The sequence below is a fragment of the Pseudomonas koreensis genome (assembly GCF_024169245.1).
GTDB lineage: Bacteria > Pseudomonadota > Gammaproteobacteria > Pseudomonadales > Pseudomonadaceae > Aquipseudomonas > Aquipseudomonas koreensis_F.
The window spans coordinates 2,843,083-2,864,552 of record NZ_JALJWP010000001.1 but is presented as its reverse complement, the minus strand read 5'-3'; the positions used below and the strand labels follow the sequence as shown (position 1 = coordinate 2,864,552).

At 59.9% G+C, this 21,470-nt stretch carries 22 protein-coding genes; 9 read left to right on the top strand and 13 right to left on the bottom strand.

The genetic code is table 11. The annotated features are described in order from the left end of the window. Nucleotides 1-191: 191 nt before the first annotated feature. Nucleotides 192-1,913 (bottom strand): bifunctional isocitrate dehydrogenase kinase/phosphatase, encoded by a 1,722-nt coding sequence (gene aceK / locus J2Y90_RS12950; protein ID WP_253500207.1) that lies wholly within the window; start codon nucleotides 1,911-1,913, stop codon nucleotides 192-194. A 214-nt stretch (nucleotides 1,914-2,127) separates the two neighbouring features. On the opposite strand from aceK, the gene J2Y90_RS12945 reads away from it, so the two are divergent. Beyond that, on the top strand, nucleotides 2,128-3,036 hold the full coding sequence (locus J2Y90_RS12945) for a DMT family transporter (protein WP_253500204.1): 909 nt from the start codon (nucleotides 2,128-2,130) through the stop codon (nucleotides 3,034-3,036). Nucleotides 3,037-3,155: 119 nt separating this feature from the next. On the opposite strand, the gene J2Y90_RS12940 is transcribed toward J2Y90_RS12945, so the two are convergent. Next, nucleotides 3,156-4,019: a DMT family transporter gene (locus J2Y90_RS12940; protein ID WP_253500201.1), complete on the bottom strand. Its 864-nt coding sequence runs from the start codon at nucleotides 4,017-4,019 to the stop codon at nucleotides 3,156-3,158. A gap of 447 nt (nucleotides 4,020-4,466) precedes the next feature. Here J2Y90_RS12940 and J2Y90_RS12935 point away from each other — a divergent pair, with 447 nt between their 5' ends. Then, entirely contained in the window at nucleotides 4,467-5,012 is a 546-nt protein-coding gene (locus J2Y90_RS12935; protein ID WP_253500198.1) for a hypothetical protein, read from the top strand. After that, nucleotides 5,009-5,209 carry a hypothetical protein gene (locus J2Y90_RS12930; protein WP_253500195.1) on the top strand — a complete coding sequence of 67 codons (201 nt, stop codon included), beginning with the start codon at nucleotides 5,009-5,011 and terminating at the stop codon, nucleotides 5,207-5,209. Before J2Y90_RS12935 ends, J2Y90_RS12930 begins: the two co-directional genes overlap by 4 nt. Nucleotides 5,210-5,252: 43 nt before the next feature. On the opposite strand, the gene J2Y90_RS12925 is transcribed toward J2Y90_RS12930, so the two are convergent. Together J2Y90_RS12925 and cysK are read right to left on the bottom strand one after the other, a co-directional pair. After that, nucleotides 5,253-6,191 (bottom strand): aspartyl/asparaginyl beta-hydroxylase domain-containing protein, encoded by a 939-nt coding sequence (locus J2Y90_RS12925; protein WP_253500192.1) that lies wholly within the window; start codon nucleotides 6,189-6,191, stop codon nucleotides 5,253-5,255. A 184-nt stretch (nucleotides 6,192-6,375) separates the two neighbouring features. Next, nucleotides 6,376-7,350: a cysteine synthase A gene (cysK, locus tag J2Y90_RS12920; RefSeq protein ID WP_064362519.1), complete on the bottom strand. Its 975-nt coding sequence runs from the start codon at nucleotides 7,348-7,350 to the stop codon at nucleotides 6,376-6,378. Nucleotides 7,351-7,487: 137 nt separating this feature from the next. On the opposite strand from cysK, the gene J2Y90_RS12915 reads away from it, so the two are divergent. Next, entirely contained in the window at nucleotides 7,488-8,564 is a 1,077-nt protein-coding gene (locus tag J2Y90_RS12915) for a DUF748 domain-containing protein (RefSeq protein ID WP_042607443.1), read from the top strand. On the opposite strand, the gene J2Y90_RS12910 is transcribed toward J2Y90_RS12915, so the two are convergent. After that, nucleotides 8,561-9,058, bottom strand: a complete 498-nt coding sequence (locus J2Y90_RS12910) for a helix-turn-helix domain-containing protein (protein ID WP_253500189.1) — start codon at nucleotides 9,056-9,058, stop codon at nucleotides 8,561-8,563. The two genes, J2Y90_RS12915 and J2Y90_RS12910, sit on opposite strands and share 4 nt — an antisense overlap. Nucleotides 9,059-9,284: 226 nt before the next feature. Between J2Y90_RS12910 and J2Y90_RS12905 the strand changes: the two genes are divergently transcribed. After that, complete coding sequence (locus J2Y90_RS12905) at nucleotides 9,285-10,130, top strand: AAA family ATPase (protein WP_007911294.1); 846 nt, start codon at nucleotides 9,285-9,287, stop codon at nucleotides 10,128-10,130. A gap of 12 nt (nucleotides 10,131-10,142) precedes the next feature. Then, nucleotides 10,143-11,321, top strand: coding sequence for a vWA domain-containing protein (locus J2Y90_RS12900; RefSeq protein WP_007956512.1), 1,179 nt, complete (start codon nucleotides 10,143-10,145; stop codon nucleotides 11,319-11,321). 88 nt (nucleotides 11,322-11,409) lie between these two features. Here the strand turns inward: J2Y90_RS12900 and J2Y90_RS12895 are convergent, their stop codons facing one another. From J2Y90_RS12895 to J2Y90_RS12880, 4 genes are all read right to left on the bottom strand, one after another. Then, nucleotides 11,410-12,333: a biotin-dependent carboxyltransferase family protein gene (locus J2Y90_RS12895; RefSeq protein ID WP_253500186.1), complete on the bottom strand. Its 924-nt coding sequence runs from the start codon at nucleotides 12,331-12,333 to the stop codon at nucleotides 11,410-11,412. Next, entirely contained in the window at nucleotides 12,330-13,034 is a 705-nt protein-coding gene (pxpB, locus tag J2Y90_RS12890; RefSeq protein WP_253500182.1) for a 5-oxoprolinase subunit PxpB, read from the bottom strand. Before pxpB ends, J2Y90_RS12895 begins: the two co-directional genes overlap by 4 nt. Continuing rightward, nucleotides 13,031-13,783, bottom strand: coding sequence for a 5-oxoprolinase subunit PxpA (locus J2Y90_RS12885; protein ID WP_253500179.1), 753 nt, complete (start codon nucleotides 13,781-13,783; stop codon nucleotides 13,031-13,033). The genes pxpB and J2Y90_RS12885 overlap by 4 nt, the downstream gene beginning before the upstream one ends. A 62-nt stretch (nucleotides 13,784-13,845) precedes the next feature. Further along, nucleotides 13,846-15,132, bottom strand: coding sequence for an MFS transporter (locus J2Y90_RS12880; protein ID WP_253500176.1), 1,287 nt, complete (start codon nucleotides 15,130-15,132; stop codon nucleotides 13,846-13,848). A 159-nt stretch (nucleotides 15,133-15,291) separates the two neighbouring features. On the opposite strand from J2Y90_RS12880, the gene J2Y90_RS12875 reads away from it, so the two are divergent. Further along, the gene (locus J2Y90_RS12875) at nucleotides 15,292-16,206 is read left to right on the top strand and encodes a LysR family transcriptional regulator (RefSeq protein WP_253500173.1); all 915 of its coding nucleotides are present in this window, start codon (nucleotides 15,292-15,294) and stop codon (nucleotides 16,204-16,206) included. A 120-nt stretch (nucleotides 16,207-16,326) separates the two neighbouring features. Here J2Y90_RS12875 and J2Y90_RS12870 read toward each other — a convergent pair whose 3' ends face one another. The 3 genes from J2Y90_RS12870 to J2Y90_RS12860 are packed head-to-tail and all read right to left on the bottom strand — an operon-like array spanning nucleotide 16,327 to nucleotide 18,171. Further along, nucleotides 16,327-16,869, bottom strand: coding sequence for a DUF2937 family protein (locus J2Y90_RS12870; protein WP_016771223.1), 543 nt, complete (start codon nucleotides 16,867-16,869; stop codon nucleotides 16,327-16,329). A gap of 12 nt (nucleotides 16,870-16,881) precedes the next feature. Continuing rightward, nucleotides 16,882-17,658, bottom strand: a complete 777-nt coding sequence (locus J2Y90_RS12865; protein WP_024012022.1) for a class II glutamine amidotransferase — start codon at nucleotides 17,656-17,658, stop codon at nucleotides 16,882-16,884. A 15-nt stretch (nucleotides 17,659-17,673) separates the two neighbouring features. Next, the gene (locus J2Y90_RS12860) at nucleotides 17,674-18,171 is read right to left on the bottom strand and encodes an MFS transporter (protein WP_253500170.1); all 498 of its coding nucleotides are present in this window, start codon (nucleotides 18,169-18,171) and stop codon (nucleotides 17,674-17,676) included. Between the two features lie 236 nt (nucleotides 18,172-18,407). Between J2Y90_RS12860 and J2Y90_RS12855 the strand changes: the two genes are divergently transcribed. Together J2Y90_RS12855 and J2Y90_RS12850 are read left to right on the top strand one after the other, a co-directional pair. After that, nucleotides 18,408-20,462 carry a S9 family peptidase gene (locus J2Y90_RS12855; protein ID WP_253500167.1) on the top strand — a complete coding sequence of 685 codons (2,055 nt, stop codon included), beginning with the start codon at nucleotides 18,408-18,410 and terminating at the stop codon, nucleotides 20,460-20,462. A 203-nt stretch (nucleotides 20,463-20,665) separates the two neighbouring features. After that, the gene (locus tag J2Y90_RS12850) at nucleotides 20,666-21,139 is read left to right on the top strand and encodes a cyclic nucleotide-binding domain-containing protein (protein ID WP_253500164.1); all 474 of its coding nucleotides are present in this window, start codon (nucleotides 20,666-20,668) and stop codon (nucleotides 21,137-21,139) included. Here J2Y90_RS12850 and J2Y90_RS12845 read toward each other — a convergent pair. After that, on the bottom strand, nucleotides 21,136-21,420 hold the full coding sequence (locus tag J2Y90_RS12845) for a hypothetical protein (protein WP_253500161.1): 285 nt from the start codon (nucleotides 21,418-21,420) through the stop codon (nucleotides 21,136-21,138). The genes J2Y90_RS12850 and J2Y90_RS12845 overlap by 4 nt on opposite strands. Between the last annotated feature and the right edge of the window lie 50 nt (nucleotides 21,421-21,470).

Here is a 21,470-nt window from a genome sequence, read left to right as displayed (position 1 = left end):
CAGTTGACCTGCTTCCCCTGTAGGAGCTGCCGAAGGCTGCGATCTTTTGATTGTTGATCGTTCCCACGCTCCGCGTGGGAATGCAGCCGGGGACGCTCTGCGTCCCAGAAGCGGACGCGGAGCGTCCGGTGAGGCATTCCCACGCGGAGCATGGGAACGATCGGGGAAAGATCGCTTGTAGCTGCGTCTTGTTATTCGTTATCAAGGCCCTTGCGCCGATAAGGGAAGACGTCTATCACCTTCCCCGCCCGAATCGCCTCCTGCAAGCTCTTCCAGTAATCGGCGTCATACAACTCGCCATGCAATTGATCGAACAATTTCCGCTGGCCCGAATCGGCAAACAGAAACGGCGGAAACTCCTCGGGAAACACATCCAGCGGGCCGATCGAGTACCACGGCTCTGAGGCCATTTCGTCCTCCGGCGTGCGCGGTGCCGGAATGTGGCGGAAGTTGGCTTCGGTCAGAAAGCAGATTTCGTCGTAGTCGTAAAACACCACCCGCCCGTGCCGGGTGACGCCGAAGTTTTTCAGCAGCATGTCGCCGGGAAAGATATTTGCCGCCGCCAGTTGCTTGATCGCCAGGCCGTAATCCTCCAGCGCCTCGCGCACCTGCGCATCGTTGGCATTTTCCAGATAAAGATTGAGCGGGGTCATCCGCCGCTCGGTCCAGCAGTGGCGGATCAGCACGGTTTCGCCTTCGACCGAGACCGTGGACGGCGCGACCTCAAGCAATTCCTCCAGACATGCCGGATCGAACTTGCTCAGCGGAAAGCGAAAGTCAGCAAACTCCTGGGTATCGGCCATGCGCCCGACCCGATCAACGCTTTTCACCAGTCGATACTTTTCGATCACCGTGGCGCGGTCGACGTTTTTCGACGGCGAAAAGCGGTCCTTGATGATTTTGAACACGGTGTTGAAACCCGGCAGGGTGAACACACTCATCACCATGCCGCGCACGCCCGGGGCCATGATGAACTGGTCGTCAGTGTTGGCCAGGTGATTGATCAGCGCGCGGTAGAACTCGGATTTGCCGTGCTTGTAGAAGCCGATCGAGGTGTACAGCTCGGCGATGTGCTTGCCCGGCAAAATGCGCCGCAGAAAGCCGATGAACTCCGCCGGCACCGGCACATCGACCATGAAGTACGAACGGGTGAACGAGAAGATGATCGACACATCGGCTTCGTCGGTGATCAACGCGTCGATCTGAATGCCGCGACCTTCGCGGTGCAACAAGGGAATCACCAGCGGCCATTGCTCATCGCGGGTGTAGATGCGCCCGACCAGGTAGGCGCCTTTATTGCGGTAGAGCACCGAGGAAAACAGCTCGACGCTCAGCTCCGGGTCCTTGCACACCCAGTCCGGCAGGTTTTCGCGCAACTGCCCTTCGAGCCGCAGCAAGTCGCCGGGCAGATCGGCGTAAGCCTCGCTGAAGCGGTAATCGGCAAAAATGCTCGCGAGCATGGCGGACAACTGGCCCTGCGGCTTATACGTGCGGGTTTGCGCAGCGCGGGCTCGGCGCAGGCTCGGGCGCGTGGTGTGGATGAACATGCAGCCGTCGCTGATCAGATCGTGGCTGAACAACCCGCAGAAAATCGAGTTGTACCAGGTCTCGGAAAGCTCATCGTCGAAGCGCAGATCGATAACACTGATATAGGCGCTTTTCACCAGCGGCCAGCAGCTGACGTTCATCAGGGCTTCTTCGTCGAAATACTCGCGAAGGCGGGCAACGGTTTCGCCAACCTTTTCCTCATACAGGCTGATCCGCGCCGCCGACGCGGCCTGCGCCTCCTGCCAGCGCGCCTGCTCGAAGCGTTCCCGCGCGCCATCGGTAATGCGGCGGAAATGCTCGCGGTAATCGTCGAAGCCGGCGAGGATCATCCGGGCGATCTCGGTGGCTGGCCATTGCTGCGACATAGATTAAACCTCGGCGGGAATTCGATTCGTCTGAGCTTAGTCACGGAAACGCTCGCAGGAAAAGCGCAATTTCTGCCAAAACCGATACGGGGCTGACCGTTGATGCGCTTTCTCGGGCCGATGCAACGGCAGGCAAAATTAAAAGCCCGAATAGCGGTTGCCATGATCCGGACGCTCGGCAACACTCTCGTCCCGATCAAGGAAGGAGCCCGCCGTGAGCCCTGTCGATATTTTCCGTATGTTGTCGCTGGCCGCTATCTGGGGCGCGAGTTTTCTGTTCATGCGCATCATTGCCCCGGTGATCGGCACGATCCCGACCGGATTCTTTCGCGTGTCGATCGCGGCCGCCGGGCTGTTGGTGATCCTTGGGCTGATGCGCATCAGCTGGGATTTCAAGGGCAAGCTGAAAACCGTGATGCTGCTGGGCGTGATCAATTCGGGAATTCCGGCGACGCTGTATTCGGTTGCCGCCCAAGTACTGCCGGCCGGCTACTCGGCGATTTTCAATGCCACCACGCCGCTGATGGGCGTGTTGATTGGCGGCCTGTTCTTCAGCGAAAAACTCACGGCGGCCAAGCTGGGCGGCGTGTTCCTCGGCCTGTTCGGCGTCGGCGTGCTGACGCGCGCCGGTCCCGTGGCCTTCGATCTGCAATTGCTGATGGGTGCGGTCGCTTGCCTGCTGGCGACCACTTGCTACGGTTTTGCCGGATTTCTTGCGCGACGCTGGCTGGATCAGGCCGGTGGGCTGGACAGCCGTCTGTCGGCACTGGGCAGCATGCTCGGGGCGACGTTGTTTTTGCTGCCGTTGTTCGCCTACAGCACGATCACTGCGCCGCCGGTCAGTTGGGGCGGTTGGCAGGTCTGGCTGTCGCTGCTCGGTCTGGGCCTGGGTTGCACGGCGTTCGCCTACATCATCTATTTCCGCCTGCTCAGCTCGATCGGCCCGGTGAAATCGATGACCGTGACCTTCATGATCCCGCCGTTCGGCGTATTGTGGGGGGCGTTGTTGCTGGATGAGCCGTTGTCGATGGCGCACGTTTATGGCGGGTTGCTGATTGCGGCGGCGTTGTGGCTGGTGTTGAAGCCGGCGGTGGTGAAGCCTGCTGAGATGGTCAATCGGTAATCCGCTTTGTTGGCAAAATCGCTATCGCGAGCAGGCTCACTCCTACAGTTGGAATACGTTCCCCTGTAGGAGTGAGCCTGCTCGCGATGGCGCCCGAATAGCCACCGCTTATCTTTCTTTTATCCGGTTTTACGGAACACAAAAGCCAATCCAACAATGATCAGCAGCATCCCCAGCACACTCAACGCCGCCAGCCGATTACCGAAAATCAGGTAATCCATCACCGCCGTCACCGCCGGCACCAGATAGAACAGGCTGGTGACGTTCACCAGATTGCCCTGCGCGATCAGCCGATACAGCAACAGCGTCGCCAGCACCGAGACCACCAGGCCCATCCATAACACCGGGACAACGAAGCCTGCGCTGTGCTCGAAGTGAAACGGCTGGAACGGCACGAACACCGCGCACAGCAACAGCCCGGCCAGATATTGCACCGGCAGTGTGCCGAGTGGATTGTCAGTGATGCGCTTCTGCATGATCGAGCCCAGCGTCATGCTCGCCAGCGCCAGCAAGCCGAACAACATGCCAGCCCAGGACATCCCGGCCAGCCCGATGCCCTGATAAACCACCATGATCAGCCCGGCAAGCCCCAGCGCCAGGCCGAACAGGCGGCTCGCCGAGCGCTGGCGCTCCATCAGCACCACCGTGAGAATCGGCTGAACGCCCATCAGAGTCGCCATCACCCCCGGCGTGACTTTGCAGTCGAGCGCCAACAGATAAAAGATCTGATAAGCCCCGAGTAACACCAGTCCCGTGGCGATCGCAAACAGCATCGGCTTGCCACCCTCGGGCAACTTCAACTTGAGCAGCGGCGCCAGCAGCACCAGCCCGCACAGGGCGATCGCGAAGCGAATCAGCAGAAAGGCAAAGGGCGAAGCGTGGGCCAGGCCCCATTTGGAGAAAATCGCCCCGCTGCTCCACAGCAGAACGAACAGGCTCGTGGACGCCGCCGCGAGCGCGGATTGTTTCGAAAGGACAAACATGAATACCACCTGTAGTCAGGCAAAAAGCCAACTCAGCCGAAGCTGAAATCCAGTAGGTTTTTCTGGCGGGTGCAGGGGTCAGCAGAAACTGCCGATCAGCCCCGGACGCCAACGCCCGGCGGCGCTACGACTGCGCACACCGGCGTACTACTGACAGGTGGAGGGTAATGACTGATCTGCACAGGCTGCTGATTCCCGCACGGCACGACGCCAGCGTTGACCGCTGAATCGACTACCGCGTTGATAAGGGATGCAGGCATGAAGGCAGATCTTTGTTGAGGAAATGAAGGCATGAGCATGGCGCTCAAGCGGGCTGACTATAACCAGCCCGGGACACAGATTGCAATGACTTGGGCAAAGGGCCGCTAGCGACAGTCTGGCGCCGGCTGATTAGGGTAAATGGAGGTGGCAACGGATTGTCAGGAGACATGGAATGCAAGAGATCATATGCCAAGGGAACGGACGTATTTGCGGTATCAGGTTTATCGGTCAGAGGCGAGGAAGCGGGCCGCTTCGCAGATTGCCGGCTTACAAGGCCAACTCAAGGCGGCCGACGCTTCGATTATGGATTTATCTCTGATTCGGTTCGAACCGATAAACAGGCATGCGCTGAATGCTTTTGAAACATGGGAAGAACCCTGCTTTTTCTGGCATGAAGTCATCGCGTGGAAATCACGTGAACCACGCGCATTGGACATCTCTATCTGGTTCGACGGGCAGCTCTGCGGCCTGTGTTTTGCGAACCCGAACAATAGTCGACGAAGATTACGAGTTGTGAGATTGGAAGGGCGCCCTGGCGGAACACATCCTTTGAAAAATCGGATAGGACTACTAGCGATGATGGTAATTGAGCAATACGCGCATTTCGTTGGCTGCGAAGTTATCGAAATACAAGAGCCGCTGGACGGTGCGATACCCGTTTATCAGAAGCTGGGTTTCAGCTACGACATCGAAGGCCGCCTTGTCAAAACCTTGGAGAATCCAGTACTGTGAAAGCCAATCAATTACTGATCAAACCGGGAGGCGACATGAAAAAAGCGAAACAGAGACCTCCCGAAGCACTGGTCAGATCGCTGAAAACCAAAAGACTGGCTGATCAAGAATTGACCGCTAATCAACGGCGTCTGTTGCAACTGCTGATCACCGGTATCGAAGATGAGCCCTCGGTGCTGGCCGCTGGCCGATTGTGAAAAAACCGCTCCTGAGGAGCGGTTTTTTATTTCTGAGCCAGCCTCAACCAAACAACCAATACCCCAGCAACGTCAGCACCAGCACCGCCAGCACCGGGCGCATGACGCGGTAGGCCTTGGGATGCCGGCGCTTCCACTGTTTGACCACGCCGCTGAAACGGTCGCTGAAGTTCTTGCTCCAGGCATAAGCCTGGTTGATGCCGCCGACGCGTTCATCATCAAGGTTCTGCGGCGCAGTGGCGCGCCCGAGCCAGCCGCTGATGAAGCGGTTGAGGCGGGTCATCAGGCGGTTGCTCAGCGGGCGTTCAATGTCACAGAACAGAATGACGCGAGTCTGATCGGTTTCATTCTTGACCCAGTGCACGTAGGTCTCGTCGAACATCACGTCATCGCCATCGCGCCAGGCATACACCTGCCCATCGACGAAGATCCGGCAGTCGTCGGAATTGGGTGTCGACAGGCCGAGGTGATAACGCAGGGAGCCGGCAAACGGGTCACGATGCGGATTGAGGTGACTGCCGCCCGGCAGCAGCGCGAACATCGCGCCCTTGACGTTGGGAATGGCACTGACCAGCGCCACGGTTTTCGGGCACAGGGCTTCGGCCGATGGCAGCGGTTTGTCGTACCACTTCAGATAGAAGCGCTTCCAGCCCTTCTTGAAGAACGAGCCAAAACCGGCGTCGTTGTTCTTTTCGGCGGCGCGAATATAGCCCTCGTCAAACAGATGCATCGCTTCGTCGCGGATGGTTTCCCAGTTGTCGCGCAGAACATCCAGTTCCGGAAACTTGCTGCGATCCAGATACGGTCTGGACGGCACTGCGGAGAAAAGGTACATCAAGGCGTTGTACGGGGCGAACAGCGCCGAGTGGTTGACGAACTGGCGCAATACCGGCAAACGCGCCTTGCCGCGCAAATGCACATAGAGCGTGCTGCCCAGAAACAGCAACAGCACAAACGCCTTGGCGGCAAACGAAACGGTCATCAACGACTCCTTGAATAAAGACAACGCTGCGCAATGCCCTTTTCCCGGCATGGCAGCCGGCCATGATAAACACTACCGGCTCCGGGAAAAACCCGCCTGATACAAGATTCAGTGTTATGCATCGCGCAACAAAGCCTTTATTAACATGCAGCGCCTGAACCTCGGCTGACCTGAATCAACAGGATTACTGCTGGTTCTCCTGCTCGGTGAACAGGTCACTGAACAACATGCTCGACAGATAACGCTCACCCGAATCCGGCAGCACCACGACGATGGTTTTGCCCTGCATCTCCGGAGTTTCCGCCAGGCGCACAGCCACCGCCATCGCAGCGCCGCAGGATATGCCGCACAAAATTCCCTCTTCCTGCATCAGACGCAAGGCCATGGCCTTCGATTCTTCGTCGGTTACTTGCTCGACACGATCGACCATCGACAGATCAAGGTTCTTCGGCACAAAACCGGCGCCAATACCCTGAATCTTGTGTGGACTAGGCTTGATCTCGTCACCGGCCAGGGCCTGGGTGATGACCGGCGAAGATGCAGGCTCCACAGCCACCGACAGAATCGGTTTGCCGGCGGTGTTCTTGATATACCGCGAGACACCGGTAATGGTTCCACCGGTACCGACGCCCGCCACCAGTACATCCACGGCGCCGTCGGTGTCGTTCCAGATTTCCGGGCCGGTGGTCTTTTCGTGAATCGCCGGGTTGGCCGGGTTATCGAATTGCGCCGGCATGAAATATTTGTCGGCATCACTGGCGACGATTTCCGCGGCTTTCTCGATGGCGCCCTTCATGCCCTTGGCCGGCTCGGTCAACACCAGTTCCGCCCCCAGGGCTTTCAGGACCTTACGGCGCTCGATGCTCATCGACGCCGGCATGGTCAGCATCAGTTTATAGCCACGCGCAGCAGCGACGAACGCCAGGCCGATGCCGGTGTTACCGGAGGTGGGCTCGACAATGGTCATGCCGGGCTTGAGTTTACCGCTGCTTTCGGCGTCCCAGATCATGTTGGCGCCAATCCGGCACTTGACCGAGTAACCGGGGTTGCGCCCCTCGATCTTGGCCAGGATCGTGACGCCGCGCGGCGCGATGCGGTTGATCTGGACCAGCGGCGTATTGCCGATGGAATGGGCGTTGTCAGCGTAAATACGGCTCATGGCTGGGTCCTTATGCAGCGTTGAATTCGCCTTTCAAGGTAAGCCTGTTGCCGATCACAGTCCAGTCGGGTCGAACGTCTGCAACCGCGCGCAGTCAATCGCATTGAACCAAGGAACACTCTTCAAGGAACAATGTCATGAAACGTCGTTACAGCTGGCCGCTCTGGACCCTGGCGGGTGTCGTGGTGCTGCTGGTCGCCCTGCATTTCGCCCTGCCCTATCTGGTTCGCGACTACCTCAATGACAAGCTCGCGGACATGGGCGATTACCGTGGCCAGATCACCGATGTCGACCTCGCGCTGTGGCGCGGCGCCTACAAAATCAATGGTCTGAAAATCGTCAAGGTCGACGGCAAGGTACCGGTGCCGTTCGTCGATGCGCCGTTGATCGACCTGTCGGTGAGCTGGCACTCGCTGTGGTACGACCATGCCGTGGTCGCCCAGGTGCAATTCCTCAATCCGGAAATCAATTTCGTCGACGGTGGCCCCAACAAACAGAACTCGCAGACCGGTCAGGGCACCGACTGGCGAGAACAACTCGGCAAGCTGCTGCCGATCACCCTCGATGAGGTGCAGATCAACGACGGCCGTATCACGTTCCGCAACTTCAATTCCAAGCCGCCGGTAAACATGAATGCCAGCAACGTCAACGCCAGCATCTATAACCTGACCAACGTGGTCGACAAGGAAGGCAAACGCGACGCCCGCTTCGAAGGCAAGGCGCTCCTGCTGGGCCACGCGCCACTGGAAACCACCGCCACCTTCGATCCGCTGAGCAACTTCGAAGACTTCGAATTCCGCCTGCGTGCCCGCGACATCGAGCTCAAACGCATGAACGACTTCGCCTCGGCCTACGGCAAATTCGACTTCAACGCTGGTCACGGCGATGTGGTCATCGAAGCCAAGGCAGAAAAAGCCCGGCTCACCGGCTACATCAAACCTCTGCTGCGCGATGTCGATGTTTTCAATTGGCAGCAGGACGTCGAAAACAAAAACAAAGGCCTGTTCCGCTCGGTCTGGGAAGCACTGGTCGGCGGCACCGAGACCGTTCTGAAAAACCAGAACAAAAACCAGTTCGCCACCCGGGTCCAACTCAGTGGCAATGTGCACCAGCAGAACGTCAACGCGTTCGAGGCGTTTTTGCAGATTTTGCGCAACGGGTTTATCCAGGCCTTCAATGCGCGGTATGAAAGGCCGAAGCCGGATGAGGGTTAAGTTTTGCGGTTGACGACATATCTACCAGTGTCTTCGGCCGCGATCGATGAGCGCTGTTGCAGCGAATCCCAGCCCAGACAGGCCAACGCCAAAGAACGTGGCACTGCCTCACGCCCATTGCTGTAACGGCTGATGCTCCGAACGCTCACACCCAGCGCCTCGGCCGCCTCACTGAGAGAAAGTCCCGTACGGGCGCGCCAGTCGATAAAAATGCGTGTGTTCTCGTCCTGGGCATTTTGCGCCAGCGCATCCATGTACAAGGTGTCTGCGCCAATCTGTATGTCGGGCTCTAGCCATTCGACTATCCAGCCATCGTCGCCAACTACGGCAGTCGCAAAGACTTCGCGATCAAGCAGTGGCCGCAGACCTGGATAAGTATGAATATCCACCCCCAAATCAACTGTCAGTTCCTGACCATTGATAAATGTCAGCGCCAACCTGAAATCCGACAGGACCTGCGCAGATCGCAGACGCGGCCGTTTCATGGGTAACATCGATTTTCTGCCTTTTTATCAACCAAGTAAGAAAGGCTATCGCCAAATCGGCGATACAAGAATACTGGCCATCCGCCGAGACTGAGTCAACATGTGACGCTCCATTCAGAGACTGAATAAGCCGTCTGCGTTCACAGTCGACCGGCGTGCGCGTTATAGTCGGGGCATCCGATTATTCGCCCCCGCCCTGCCCGTAAGGTCGGCGTTACCGTTCGAGGATTTGCAGATGAAGTTCGAAGGCACCCAGGCCTACGTCGCCACCGATGACCTGAAGCTGGCGGTCAACGCCGCCATCACCCTGGAGCGGCCGCTGCTGGTCAAGGGTGAACCGGGCACCGGCAAGACCATGCTCGCCGAGCAACTGGCCGAGTCGTTCGGTGCCAAGCTGATCACCTGGCACATCAAATCCACCACCAAGGCCCATCAGGGGCTGTACGAGTACGACGCAGTCAGCCGTCTGCGCGACTCGCAGCTGGGCAATGAAAAAGTTCACGACGTGCGCAATTACCTGAAGAAAGGCAAGCTCTGGGAAGCGTTCGAGTCCGAGGAGCGGGTGATTCTGCTGATCGACGAAATCGACAAGGCTGACATCGAGTTCCCTAACGACTTGCTGCAAGAACTCGACAAGATGGAGTTCTACGTTTACGAGATCGACGAGACCATCAAGGCCAAGAAGCGCCCGATCATCATCATTACCTCCAACAACGAGAAAGAGCTGCCGGACGCCTTTCTGCGCCGTTGCTTCTTCCACTACATCGCCTTTCCTGATCGCACCACCCTGCAGAAAATCGTCGACGTGCATTACCCGGACATCAAGAAGGATCTGGTCAGCGAAGCGCTCGACGTGTTCTTTGACGTGCGCAAGGTACCGGGTCTGAAGAAGAAGCCATCGACGTCGGAACTGGTCGACTGGCTGAAACTGCTGATGGCCGACAACATCGGCGAAGCGGTGCTGCGCGAGCGCGATCCGACCAAAGCCATTCCGCCGCTGGCAGGCGCACTGGTGAAAAACGAACAGGACGTGCAACTGCTTGAGCGCCTGGCGTTCATGAGCCGTCGCGGCACCCGCTAAGAGGCTGCTGCCATGCTGCTCAACCTGTTCAATGAAATGCGTGCAGCCAAGGTGCCGGTGTCGGTGCGTGAGCTGCTCGACCTGATCAACGCGCTGAAACAGCGCGTGACCTTCGCCGACATGGACGAGTTCTATTACTTGTCACGGGCGATTCTGGTGAAGGACGAACGCCATTTCGACAAGTTCGACCGGGCGTTCGGCGCTTACTTCAATGGCCTGGAGAAACTCGACGACCACTTGCAGGCGCTGATTCCCGAAGACTGGCTGCGCAAGGAGTTCGAGCGCTCGCTGACTGACGAAGAACGCGCGCAGATCCAGTCCCTTGGCGGGCTGGACAAGCTCATCGAAGAATTCAAGAAGCGTCTGGAAGAACAGAAGGAACGTCACGCCGGCGGCAACAAATGGATCGGCACCGGCGGCACCAGCCCGTTCGGCTCCGGCGGTTTCAACCCGGAAGGCATCCGCGTTGGCGATGCCGGCAAGCGTCAGGGCAAGGCAGTCAAGGTCTGGGATCAGCGCGAGTACAAGAACCTCGACGATTCGGTGGAACTGGGCACGCGCAACATCAAGGTCGCCCTGCGTCGTCTGCGCAAGTTTGCGCGACAAGGTGCGGCGGAAGAGCTCGACATCGACGGTACCATCGACCACACCGCCAAGGACGCCGGCCTGCTGAATATCCAGATGCGCCCGGAACGGCGCAACACGGTGAAGCTGCTGCTGTTGTTCGACATCGGCGGTTCGATGGACGCGCACGTAAAGATCTGTGAGGAGTTGTTCTCGGCCTGCAAGACCGAGTTCAAGCATCTGGAATATTTCTACTTCCACAACTTCATTTATGAATCGGTGTGGAAGAACAACATGCGCCGCACTTCCGAGCGCACCTCGACCCAGGATCTGTTGCACAAATACGGCGCCGACTACAAGGTGATCTTCATCGGTGACGCCGCCATGGCGCCGTACGAAATCACCCAGGCCGGCGGCAGTGTCGAGCACTGGAACGAAGAACCGGGCTACGTGTGGATGCAGCGTTTCATGGAGAAGTACAAAAAGCTCATCTGGATCAACCCGTACCCGAAGGACACCTGGGGCTATACCTCGTCGACCAATATCGTGCGCGATCTGATCGAGGATCAAATGTATCCGCTGACGTTGCGCGGGCTTGAGGAAGGGATGCGGTTTCTTTCCAAATAATCGTTAACCCGACGAACGCCTTCGCGAGCAGGCTCGCTCCCACATTGGAATGCTTTTACCTGTGGGAGCGAGCCTGCTCGCGAAGCTTTTAGCGATCTTTAAAGCGCTGCAAATACTCGATGTGCTCGCGGTGTGCGATGTCCTGCACCACCGGCCTTAACCTCACCTTCGCCCCCGGCAGGCACTGCGCCAGCCGCGCCAGTGCCAGCGGCGTCAACGCGCCCAGGCGCGGATACCCGCCAATCGTCTGGCGATCATTGAGCAACACAATCGGCTGTCCGTCCGGTGGCACTTGCACCGCACCGAGCGGAATCCCTTCGGAAATCATCGGCGCGCCCTGATATTGCAACGCTGTGCCCAGCAGGCAGATGCCCATGCGGTCGGCGCGGCTGTCGATTGTCCAGGGGCTGTTGAAGACATCAAACAGACTTTGCCCGCTGAACAGGCCGATCTGTGCGCCGAGTACCAGATCCAGAGGTGTGTCCATTCTGAGATCCGGACGCAGCGCCAAAGGCACTTCACGTACCGTCAGCGCTTCCCCGGAAGAACAGAGCACCGTGCCTTTGGCGAGCGCAAGGCCCATCCCGTCGAGACCGCCCAATTGTTCGCGTACCACCGTGGCACTGCTGCCCAGCACCTTCGGCGCAGTAAACCCACCGGGAGTCGCCAGATAGGCCCGGGCGCCGAGCAAAGGCTGGGTGAAGCGCAGTGTTCGCCCTTTCGCCAATCTGAAACTGCACCACGGCGCCTGCGGTTGCCCATCGATTTGCGCGCCGAGATCTGCCCCGGCCAGCGCCAGCAGGCAATCCTCTTCAGCCACCACGGCAAACCCGCCGAGCGTAATTTCAACCACCACTGCATCCAGCTCATTGCCAAGCAGCCAATTGGCCCAGCTCATGGAACACCAATCCGCCGCGCCGCCCTGGGTAACGCCCAGGTGTCGCACACCGAAGCGCCCGGCATCCTGCAACAGGCACAGCGGTGTGCTGGCTTCGATCGTCAGTCGACTCATGCCTGCGCCTCCAGTGGCGTGTCGTCGCCGCCCAGACGAATGAATTCGCCGTGGTCGACCGCTTCGAAGCGCACCGTGTCGCCAGGCTGCATCAGGCTGTAGCCGTCGCGATGACGATCGAACAGTTTCGCCGGGGTGCGGCCGATCAGGTTCCAGCCTCCGGGTGAAACTACCGGATAAGCCGCCGTCTGCCGCTCGGCGATACCGACGCTGCCGGCGGCGACTTTTTTGCGCGGTGTGCTCAAGCGCGGCGTGGCGAGCATTTCTTCGACCAGGCCCATGAAGGCAAAGCCCGGCGCAAAGCCAAGGGCGAACACTTGATATTCCCGCGCACTGTGCCGACGAATCACCTCGTCCACCGCGAGGCCGCTACGTTCGGCCAACAGGCTCAGTTCCGGGCCGACACTCAAGTCGTACCAGACCGGCAAGACGTGACACTGCCCACCGCTTCGCGCATTTGGCGACAGATCGACCAGCGCTTCGGCGATCAATTCGCGCGCCTGAGCCGGAGTCAGCAGCGTCAGATCGTAATGCACCATCAGCGTGGTATAGGACGGCACCAGGTCGATCAGTTGTGCGCCGAACGCCGCGCGCAAGTGCTCAGTGGCGGCGAGCAGCCACGGCATGTTGGCTTCGGCGATTTCATCGAACAGACGCAGCATCAGGCAATCGAGCGCCACCACTTCTATCCGTGGATTCATGACGCACTCGACTGCTGCAAGGCGTGGCGAATGCGCTGCACGGCGGCCACGGAACTGGCGTTGTCGCCGTGTACGCACAACGTGTTGGCGCGCAGGACCAAGGCGCTGCCATCGCTGGCGGTGAGCTCGCCGCCGGCGGCGATGGTCAGTGCTTGCTCGATGATCTTTTCGGCATCGTGATGCACCGCGCCCGGCAGCTGCCGTGAGACCAGCCGGCCAGCGCTGTCGTAGGCGCGATCGGCGAAAGCTTCGAACCACAGGGTCACGCCGTATTCATCACCGATCTGCTGCGCTGCGACGTTGTCACGGGTTGCCATCAACATCAGCGGCAGGCTGCGGTCATACGCGGCCACGGCCTGCACCACCGCGCGTAACTGCGCCGAGTTGGCCATCATGTCGTTGTACATCGCGCCGTGGGGTTTGACGTAGCTCACGCGTCCGCCCTGCGCCTTGCAGATGCCGTCGAGGGCACCGATCTGGTAATGCAGGATGTCTTGCAGCTCTTGCGCGGAATAGGCCATGGAACGTCGGCCGAATCCGACCAGATCCTGATAAGCCGGGTGCGCACCGATCTGCACGCCGTGCTCAAGGGCCAACGCCACGGTCTGGCGCATGATGCTCGGGTCGCCAGCATGGAAACCGCAGGCCACGTTGGCGCAATCGATGAAGGGCATGACCTCGGCGTCCAGACCCATGGTCCAGTTGCCGAAGCTTTCGCCAATGTCGCAATTCAATAGCAGGCGGCTCACGGTGAACACTCCTGTAGCTGCTGGTCTTCTTATCTGTAGGACATTGCTGCGCAGGTTATCAGTTACTGCGCGTCGAGTTGCTTGCCACGGGTTTCCGGCAGACTCAGCGCCGCCAGGATCACTACCCCGTAAGACACCGCCGCGAAGGCACCAATACCCATGCTCAATGGCACTTTCTGGCTGAGCAGGCCGATCAACAGCGGGAACAACGCCGCCAGCGCGCGGCCGATGTTGTAGCAGAAACCCTGGCCCGAGCCGCGGATCCGCGTGGGGAACAATTCAGTGAGAAACGCACCCATGCCGCTGAAAATCCCCGAGGCGAAGAAGCCCAGCGGAAACCCCAGCCACAGCATCACGCCGTTGCTGACCGGCATCTGCGTGTAGAGCAGAACGATGGTGAACGAGCCGACCGCAAACAAAATGAAATTCTTTTTCCGCCCGAGCAGATCGGTCAGATAAGCGCTGATCACGTAACCGACGTAGGAACCGACGATCACCATGGCCAGATAACCACCGGTGCCGAGCACGCTCAAACCGCGTTCGTTCTTGAGGAAGGTCGGCAGCCAGGAGGTGATTGCGTAATAACCGCCCAGCGCACCGGTGGTCAGCAACGACGCGCGAAATGTGGTGAACAGCATGCCCGGAGCAAAAATCTCGTAGAACTTCGCCGGGTTGTCCGGGGTTTGCGCGGCTTTGGCTTCGCGATAGATTTCCGGATCTCTCACCAGGCGGCGGACGAAAATCACGAATATCGCCGGCACGATGCCGAGGATGAACAGCGCGCGCCAGGCATCTTCCGGCGGCAACACCGAGAACAACAGCGCGTACAGAATCGCTGTCAGGCCCCAGCCCAGCGCCCAGCCGGATTGCACCATGCCCACCGCTTTGCCGCGATCCCTGGCGCGGATCACTTCACCGATCAACACCGCGCCAGCGGTCCATTCACCGCCGAAACCGAAGCCCATCAAGGTCCGGGCGATCAGCAGTTGTTCGTAGTTTTGCGCGAAGCCGCAGAGGAAAGTGAAGAAGGCGAACCACAGCACCGTCAGTTGCAGCGTGCGCACGCGGCCGATGCGGTCGGAAAGAATCCCGGCGACCCAACCGCCGATCGCCGACGCGATCAGGGTGCTGGTGTGAATCAGCCCCGCTTCGCCCGTAGTGATGCCCCACATTGCAATCAGCGTCGGCACGACGAAGCTGAGCATTTGCGTGTCCATGCCGTCCAGACCGTAGCCGATCTTGCAGCTCCAGAACGTGCGGCGCTCCTGCTGGTTGATGTTGCGGTACCAGTCGAACGGCCCGGGACGCGCCGCAGGCTTGGATAACGGGAGGGTGTCGGGAGCACTCATGGCAAATCTCCGCAGGGCTTTTATTGGTCTTGTTCGAAGCTCCGACGACGCCTATCGTGGGAACCGGATGCGCCGATTTTTCGTCGCCCTGCCCCGCGCCGTCCAACGAATAAAAACCCGCCTTAGGCATAAGAAAAATTTGTCAGCCGAGCCTTGCCCATGAACCTGAAGTTTCTCGAGACCTTTGTCTGGGTCGCGCGCCTGAAGAGTTTTCGCCTGACCGCCGATAAGCTGTTCACCACTCAGGCGTCGATTTCCAGCCGCATCGCCGTGCTCGAAGGCGAGCTGGGCGTGAAGCTGTTTCTGCGCGACTCACGCGGCGTGAGTCTGACCCCGGAAGGCCTGAAGGTGCTCGATTATGCCGAACAGATGCTCGACACCATGGCGGCGCTGAAACAATCGATCGAGACCCGTTCGAGCAAGGTCGGCCGGGTGCGGATCGGCGTGATGGACACGGTGATTCATACCTGGCTGAGCCCGCTGGTGGCGCAGATGACCGATCTCTACCCACGGGTGGAAATCGAACTGGTCGCGGATACCGCACTGAATCTCTGTGATCAGCTGCAAAAAGGCTTCCTCGATCTGGTGCTGCAAACCGATCTGGTCCGGCATGAAAGCGTGCGCAGTCTGGAGCTGGCCAGCCATCCGCTGGGCTGGATCGTCGCCAGCAGCTCGATTTACAACCGCGACTACGCCGATCTCGCCGAACTGGCGCAGGAGCGGATCATCACCTACTCGAAAAACTCACGACCGCATCAGGACATTGTGGCGCTGATGCAGGCGAACGGCGTGTTGGCGCCACGCTTGAATTGCGTGAACTCGGTGTCAGCGATCACCCGGTTGTTGCGTGACGGTTTCGGAATCGGCGCCCTGCCGCCGGTGCTGGTGGCCGAGGAACTGGCGCGTGGAGAGTTGACCTTGCTCGACATCGAGCAGCGTCCGGGGGATCTGCCGGTGGTGGTGTCGTGGCGGGTCGGAGTGGAGTGGGTCGAGGAGATGGTGACGTTGTGTCAGCAGGTGCTTGAAGAGTACGCGCAGAAAGTCGGCAAAAATTACATTTCCCTTACGGCATGATCGTTCCCACGCTCTGCGTGGGAATGCATCCCGGGACGCTCCGCGTCCCTCCAAAGCCGAACGCGGAGCGTCCGTTGAGGCATTCCCACGCGGAGCGTGGGAACGATCATTGTGCGAGTCTTACAAACCGCGCACGTCGCGATCTTCGATCGGCCGGCTCTGGCGCAGACGCCGACCACCGAGAACAACCCAGTCGATCAGGCGGAACAGGCATTCGATGCCGAACGACAGCAGCAACGCCCCGCTCATGCCCCAAATCATCGCTTCCGGCGTCAGCAGAATCTGATAGCTGTAGCCATTCCAGGTTTCCTTGCGAATGTCCGGATCGGCGGCCAGCACCACTTGCAGGAAGCGCACGTACCAAGGGCCTTGCATCGCCTGAAACTGTTTATCCAGCGCAACCTGACGGGTGAGCAAGGTGTTCAGGCTGTCGGCATCACTGCGGAAAATCGGGTCTTCGCTGGCCCGGTAATGGGCGACCAACGCCTGCATATCGCCTTTGAAAAACTGATCGGCCGTGCCCTGGAAACCACGCAGACCAGTCTGCGCTTCGATCAGATGCGCTTCGACACGTTGGGCGTAATCGTTGATGAACCCCGGCACCTGGACGCCGATCAACAGGCCCGCCGCAAACAACACCAGCCGTAGATAACTGAGCAACATGGGTGCAAATCCTTATTCGGTCTTGCCTTGGCTGACGCATTCGCCGCGTCGCCATAGGCTCCATTGGCCCGGTTCGTAGCGGGTCCAGGTTTCGTTTTCGGTCAAAGGCTCGGTGGCGATCACCGTGACCACGTCGTTGGGCGTGGTTTCAGCCTGGAAGTCGACAATCACGTCGACATCCTTGAGCCGCGCCGGGCCGAACGGTGCGCGGCGGGTGATCTGGGCCAGTTTGGTCGAGCAGTAACAGAACAGCCAGTCGCCGTCGCTGAGCAGGCAATTGAACACGCCCTTGCTGCGATATTCAGCGCAGGCAGCAACCAGATCCGGCAGCAGCACTTCGATATCGACCGGTTCCGGAAAGGCCGCGCGTACACGATTGAGCAAATCGCAGAACGCCGCTTCGCTGTCGGTATCGCCGACCGGGCGGTAGAAACTCTTGATCGGGGTGAAGTCGGCGAGCTGGCCGTTGTGCGCGAAACACCAGTTGCGCCCCCACAGTTCGCGGACGAAGGGGTGGGTGTTGGACAGGCAGACCTTGCCGACGTTGGCCTGGCGAATATGGCCGATGACCACTTCGCTCTTGATCGGATAACGCTGCACCAGATTGGCAACTTCCGACTCGCTGCTCGCCGCCGGGTCCTGGAACAACCGCAAGCCCCGCCCCTCGTAGAAGGCGATGCCCCAGCCGTCGCGGTGCGGACCGGTGCGACCGCCGCGCTGCATCAGGCCGGTGAAGCTGAACACGATGTCGGTCGGCACGTTGGCACTCATGCCCAGTAATTCACACATGTGCGGACTCTCGGGTTACAGACGCGGCTCGACCCGCATGCGCTGCGGATTGTTCGGCACTGGCGGACGACCGTAGCGGTCGTCGCCGGCGCCGCCGAATGGCTGATCGTCGTCGCGATCTTCGGCGCGGGCCGCGGCTTTGGCGGCCTCGGCGCGTTCACGCCGCGCTGTCGAGGCACGCTCGATCGGCATACGGATCAAGACGAAAACCAGATACACCCCGAAAGCGATCATGCCGTACATGAACAGATCGGAAACCGCGCGCCAGGCGTTGTTGCCGACCTTGAACAGCATGTCCAGCGCGGTGATGGCGATGGCCGGTGCAACTTTGGCTTTCACCGGATCGACGATGGTCGGGCTGAACAGCAACACCGCCATCAGCACACGCAGCGGCTCGCGCAGCCAGCGCCACATCCAGGTGGTCAGGCGCATCCATACCAGCAGGCAGCCCACGGCGGCAAAGGCGTAAAGGCCCCAGGCGATCAGATAGTCGTTCTCGGTCATGGTGTCCATGGCAAGGCAGGCAAAGAGGCGCTTATAGTAACGACTTTTCGCCCATGCGGCTTGTCCCAATACCAGACGGCCAGCAGCCGACCCTGTGGGAGCGAGCCTGCTCGCGAATGCAGACTGGCAGTTGCAACAGCGTTGCCTGACACACCGCTTTCGCGAGCAGGCTCGCTCCCACAAGGGCTGCGGCGCTTTCAAGACCTGCGAAAAACCCAATTCCGAATAATGTCCGAGAGCCTTCCATGCCCCAATCCGCCAATGTCATCCCAGCCCCGATTGCTCACCGGGCGCCCGGCGCCGACCCGTATGCCTGGCTGCAGGAGCGCGACACCGACGCGGTGCTCGATTACCTCAAGGCTGAAAACGCTTATCAAGAGGCGCAAACCGCCGATCAGGCCGAGCTGCGTGAAAGCCTGTTCAACGAGATCAAAGGCCGGATTCTGGAAACCGACCTGTCCCTGCCCTCGCCCTGGGGTCCGTATCTGTATTACACGCGCACCACCGCCGGTGACGAATACGCCCGGCACTACCGCTGCCCGCGTCCGGCGGATGACAGCCTGACCCTTGATGAAAGCCGCGAGCAACTGCTGCTCGATCCGAACGCACTGGCCAATGGCGGCTTCTTCTCGCTCGGTGCTTTCAGCATCAGTCCCGATCACCAGCGTCTGGCCTACAGCGTCGACACCTCGGGCGACGAGATCTACACGCTGTTCGTCAAGGAACTGTCCAACGACAAGGTCAGCGAACTCGAATTCAAAGACTGCGACGGCAGCATGACCTGGGCCAACGACAGTCTGACCCTGTTCTTCGGCGTGCTCGACGACACTCATCGCCCGCATAAACTGTTCCGCTATCGACTCGATGGCACCGCCGCCGAAGAGGTTTTTCAAGAGCCGGACGGGCGTTTCTTCCTGCATTGCTACCGCGCCAGCTCCGAGCAGCAATTGCTACTGTCGCTGGGCAGCAAGACCACCAGCGAAGTCTGGGCGCTGGACGCCAATCAGCCGCACCTGCCGTTCACCTGTCTGGCACCACGGGTCGAAGATCACGAATACGACGTCGACCACGGCCTGCTCGATGGCGTCTGGACCTGGTTTATCCGCACCAACCGCGACGGCATCAACTTCGCCCTGTACCAGGCTGCGGACACCGGCGTGCCGCCGAGTGAAGCCGACTGGCAGAACCTGATCCCGCATAGCGATGAGGTGATGCTCGACGGCGTCAGCCTCAATGCCGAGGCGATGACCTTGAGCCTGCGCGAGGGTGGTTTGCCGATCATCGAAGTTCACCCGCAAGGCCTGGCGTCGTATCGCGTGCAATTGCCCGATGCGGCCTACAGCCTTCATGTGCAAAACAGCCTGGAATTCGAGAGCGATCGCATTCGTTTGCGCTACGAAGCGTTGAATCGCCCGGCTCAGGTGCGCCAGTTGATTCTCGCCAGCGCCGAGCAAACAGTGCTCAAGGAAACCCCGGTGCTCGGCCCGTTCGACGCCGACGCCTATGTCAGTCAGCGTCTGTGGGCGACTGCCCCGGACGGCACGCAGGTGCCGATCAGTCTGGTGATGAAGCGTGAGATGGTCGGCAAACCCGTGCCGCTCTATCTGTACGGTTACGGTGCCTACGGTTCGAGCCTCGATCCGTGGTTTTCCCACGCACGCCTGAGCCTGCTCGATCGCGGCATGGCCTTCGCCATCGCCCACGTACGCGGCGGCGGCGAGCTGGGCGAAGCCTGGTATCGCGCCGGCAAGCAGGAACACAAACACAACACCTTCAGCGATTTCATCGCCTGTGCCGAATTTCTGATCCTCAACGGCATCACCACCGCAGAAAAACTGGCGATCAGCGGCGGCAGCGCCGGTGGCCTGCTGATCGGCGCAGTGCTCAACCAGCGCCCGGACCTGTTCGGCGTGGCGATTGCCGAAGTGCCATTCGTCGACGTGCTCAACACCATGCTCGACCCCGAGCTGCCGCTGACCGTCACCGAATACGACGAATGGGGCAACCCGGAAGAACCGGACGTCTATGATCGGATCAAGGCTTACGCGCCGTACGAAAACGTCACGGCGCAGGCTTATCCGCCGCTGCTGGTGATTGCCGGCTACAACGACAGCCGCGTGCAGTATTGGGAAGCGGCCAAGTGGGTGGCGAAATTGCGCGCGACCAGGACCGATGACAACCTGCTGCTGCTCAAGACCGAACTGGGCGCCGGGCATGGCGGCATGAGCGGGCGCTATCAGGGATTACGTGACGTAGCGCTCGAATATGCATTTGTGTTCAAGGTTTTGCAGATTGCCTGAGGAACTCTGTGGGTGGCTTGGGTCTTAACAGCAGACCGCGCAGGCCGATACACCGGAAACCTCCCTGTGGGAGCGAGCCTGCTCGCGAATGCGATCTGTCATTCACATCATCGGTGTCAGACCAACCGCTTTCGCGAGCAGGCTCGCTCCCACAGGGGATGGGTGTAAACCTTGAAATGTGAAAACAAAAAGACCGCATCGACATGTCCGAACCGACCTTACTGAACAACGAAATCCGCGACTGGCTGATGGACTGTGGCCTGTTCGATCAATTGCAGCTGGCCGACTTCGCGGCCGCTTCCGGCTACTTCAGCATCAGCACCGTGGCTGAAGGCGAAGCGATTTTTCGCGAGGGCGATGCCGGCAGTTTCATGTGCATCATCCACACCGGCCAGGTCGCCGTGCAGAAAACCGGCGTCGACGGTCAGGTCATCACCATGGCCACCCTGCGCAGCGGCCGGGCCTTCGGTGAAATGGCCGTGCTCGATGGCGAGCGCCGTTCCGCCACGTGCATCGCGGCGAGCCATTGTCAGTTGCTCAATCTGGGCAAGGACTCGCTGGAAAAAATGCTCAACGACGCACCGAAAATCGCCGCAAAGATCATCCGCGCCCTCGCCGTTTCATTGTCCAAACGCCTGCGCATGGCCGACGGCCAACTCGCCGCACAACAGGTTTAACCGCCCGGGGATTTGACCTTGTTGCCATTCGGCTCGATGCCCGGCACCGGTTGATCCTTGCTCGGCGGGCTGGGCACTTCGATCGGTACCAGCGGCGGGCTGCCGCTGCCGGCGCCCGATTTGGGCAGAGTGATCGGGGTGATCTGCGGATAGGGTGTCGGCGTCGCGGTGCCGGGCGAACCGGGTTGCGGCGTCGGGCTGACAGGAATGCTCTGTTGCGCCTGCACCGCAGTAATCGCGAGCGCGGCCAGGGTAATGACCGTTAGAATGGTGCGCTTCATCAAGGGCTCCGTTTGGCCTTTAGTCTGTGCTCAGGCTACTCCCAACGCGC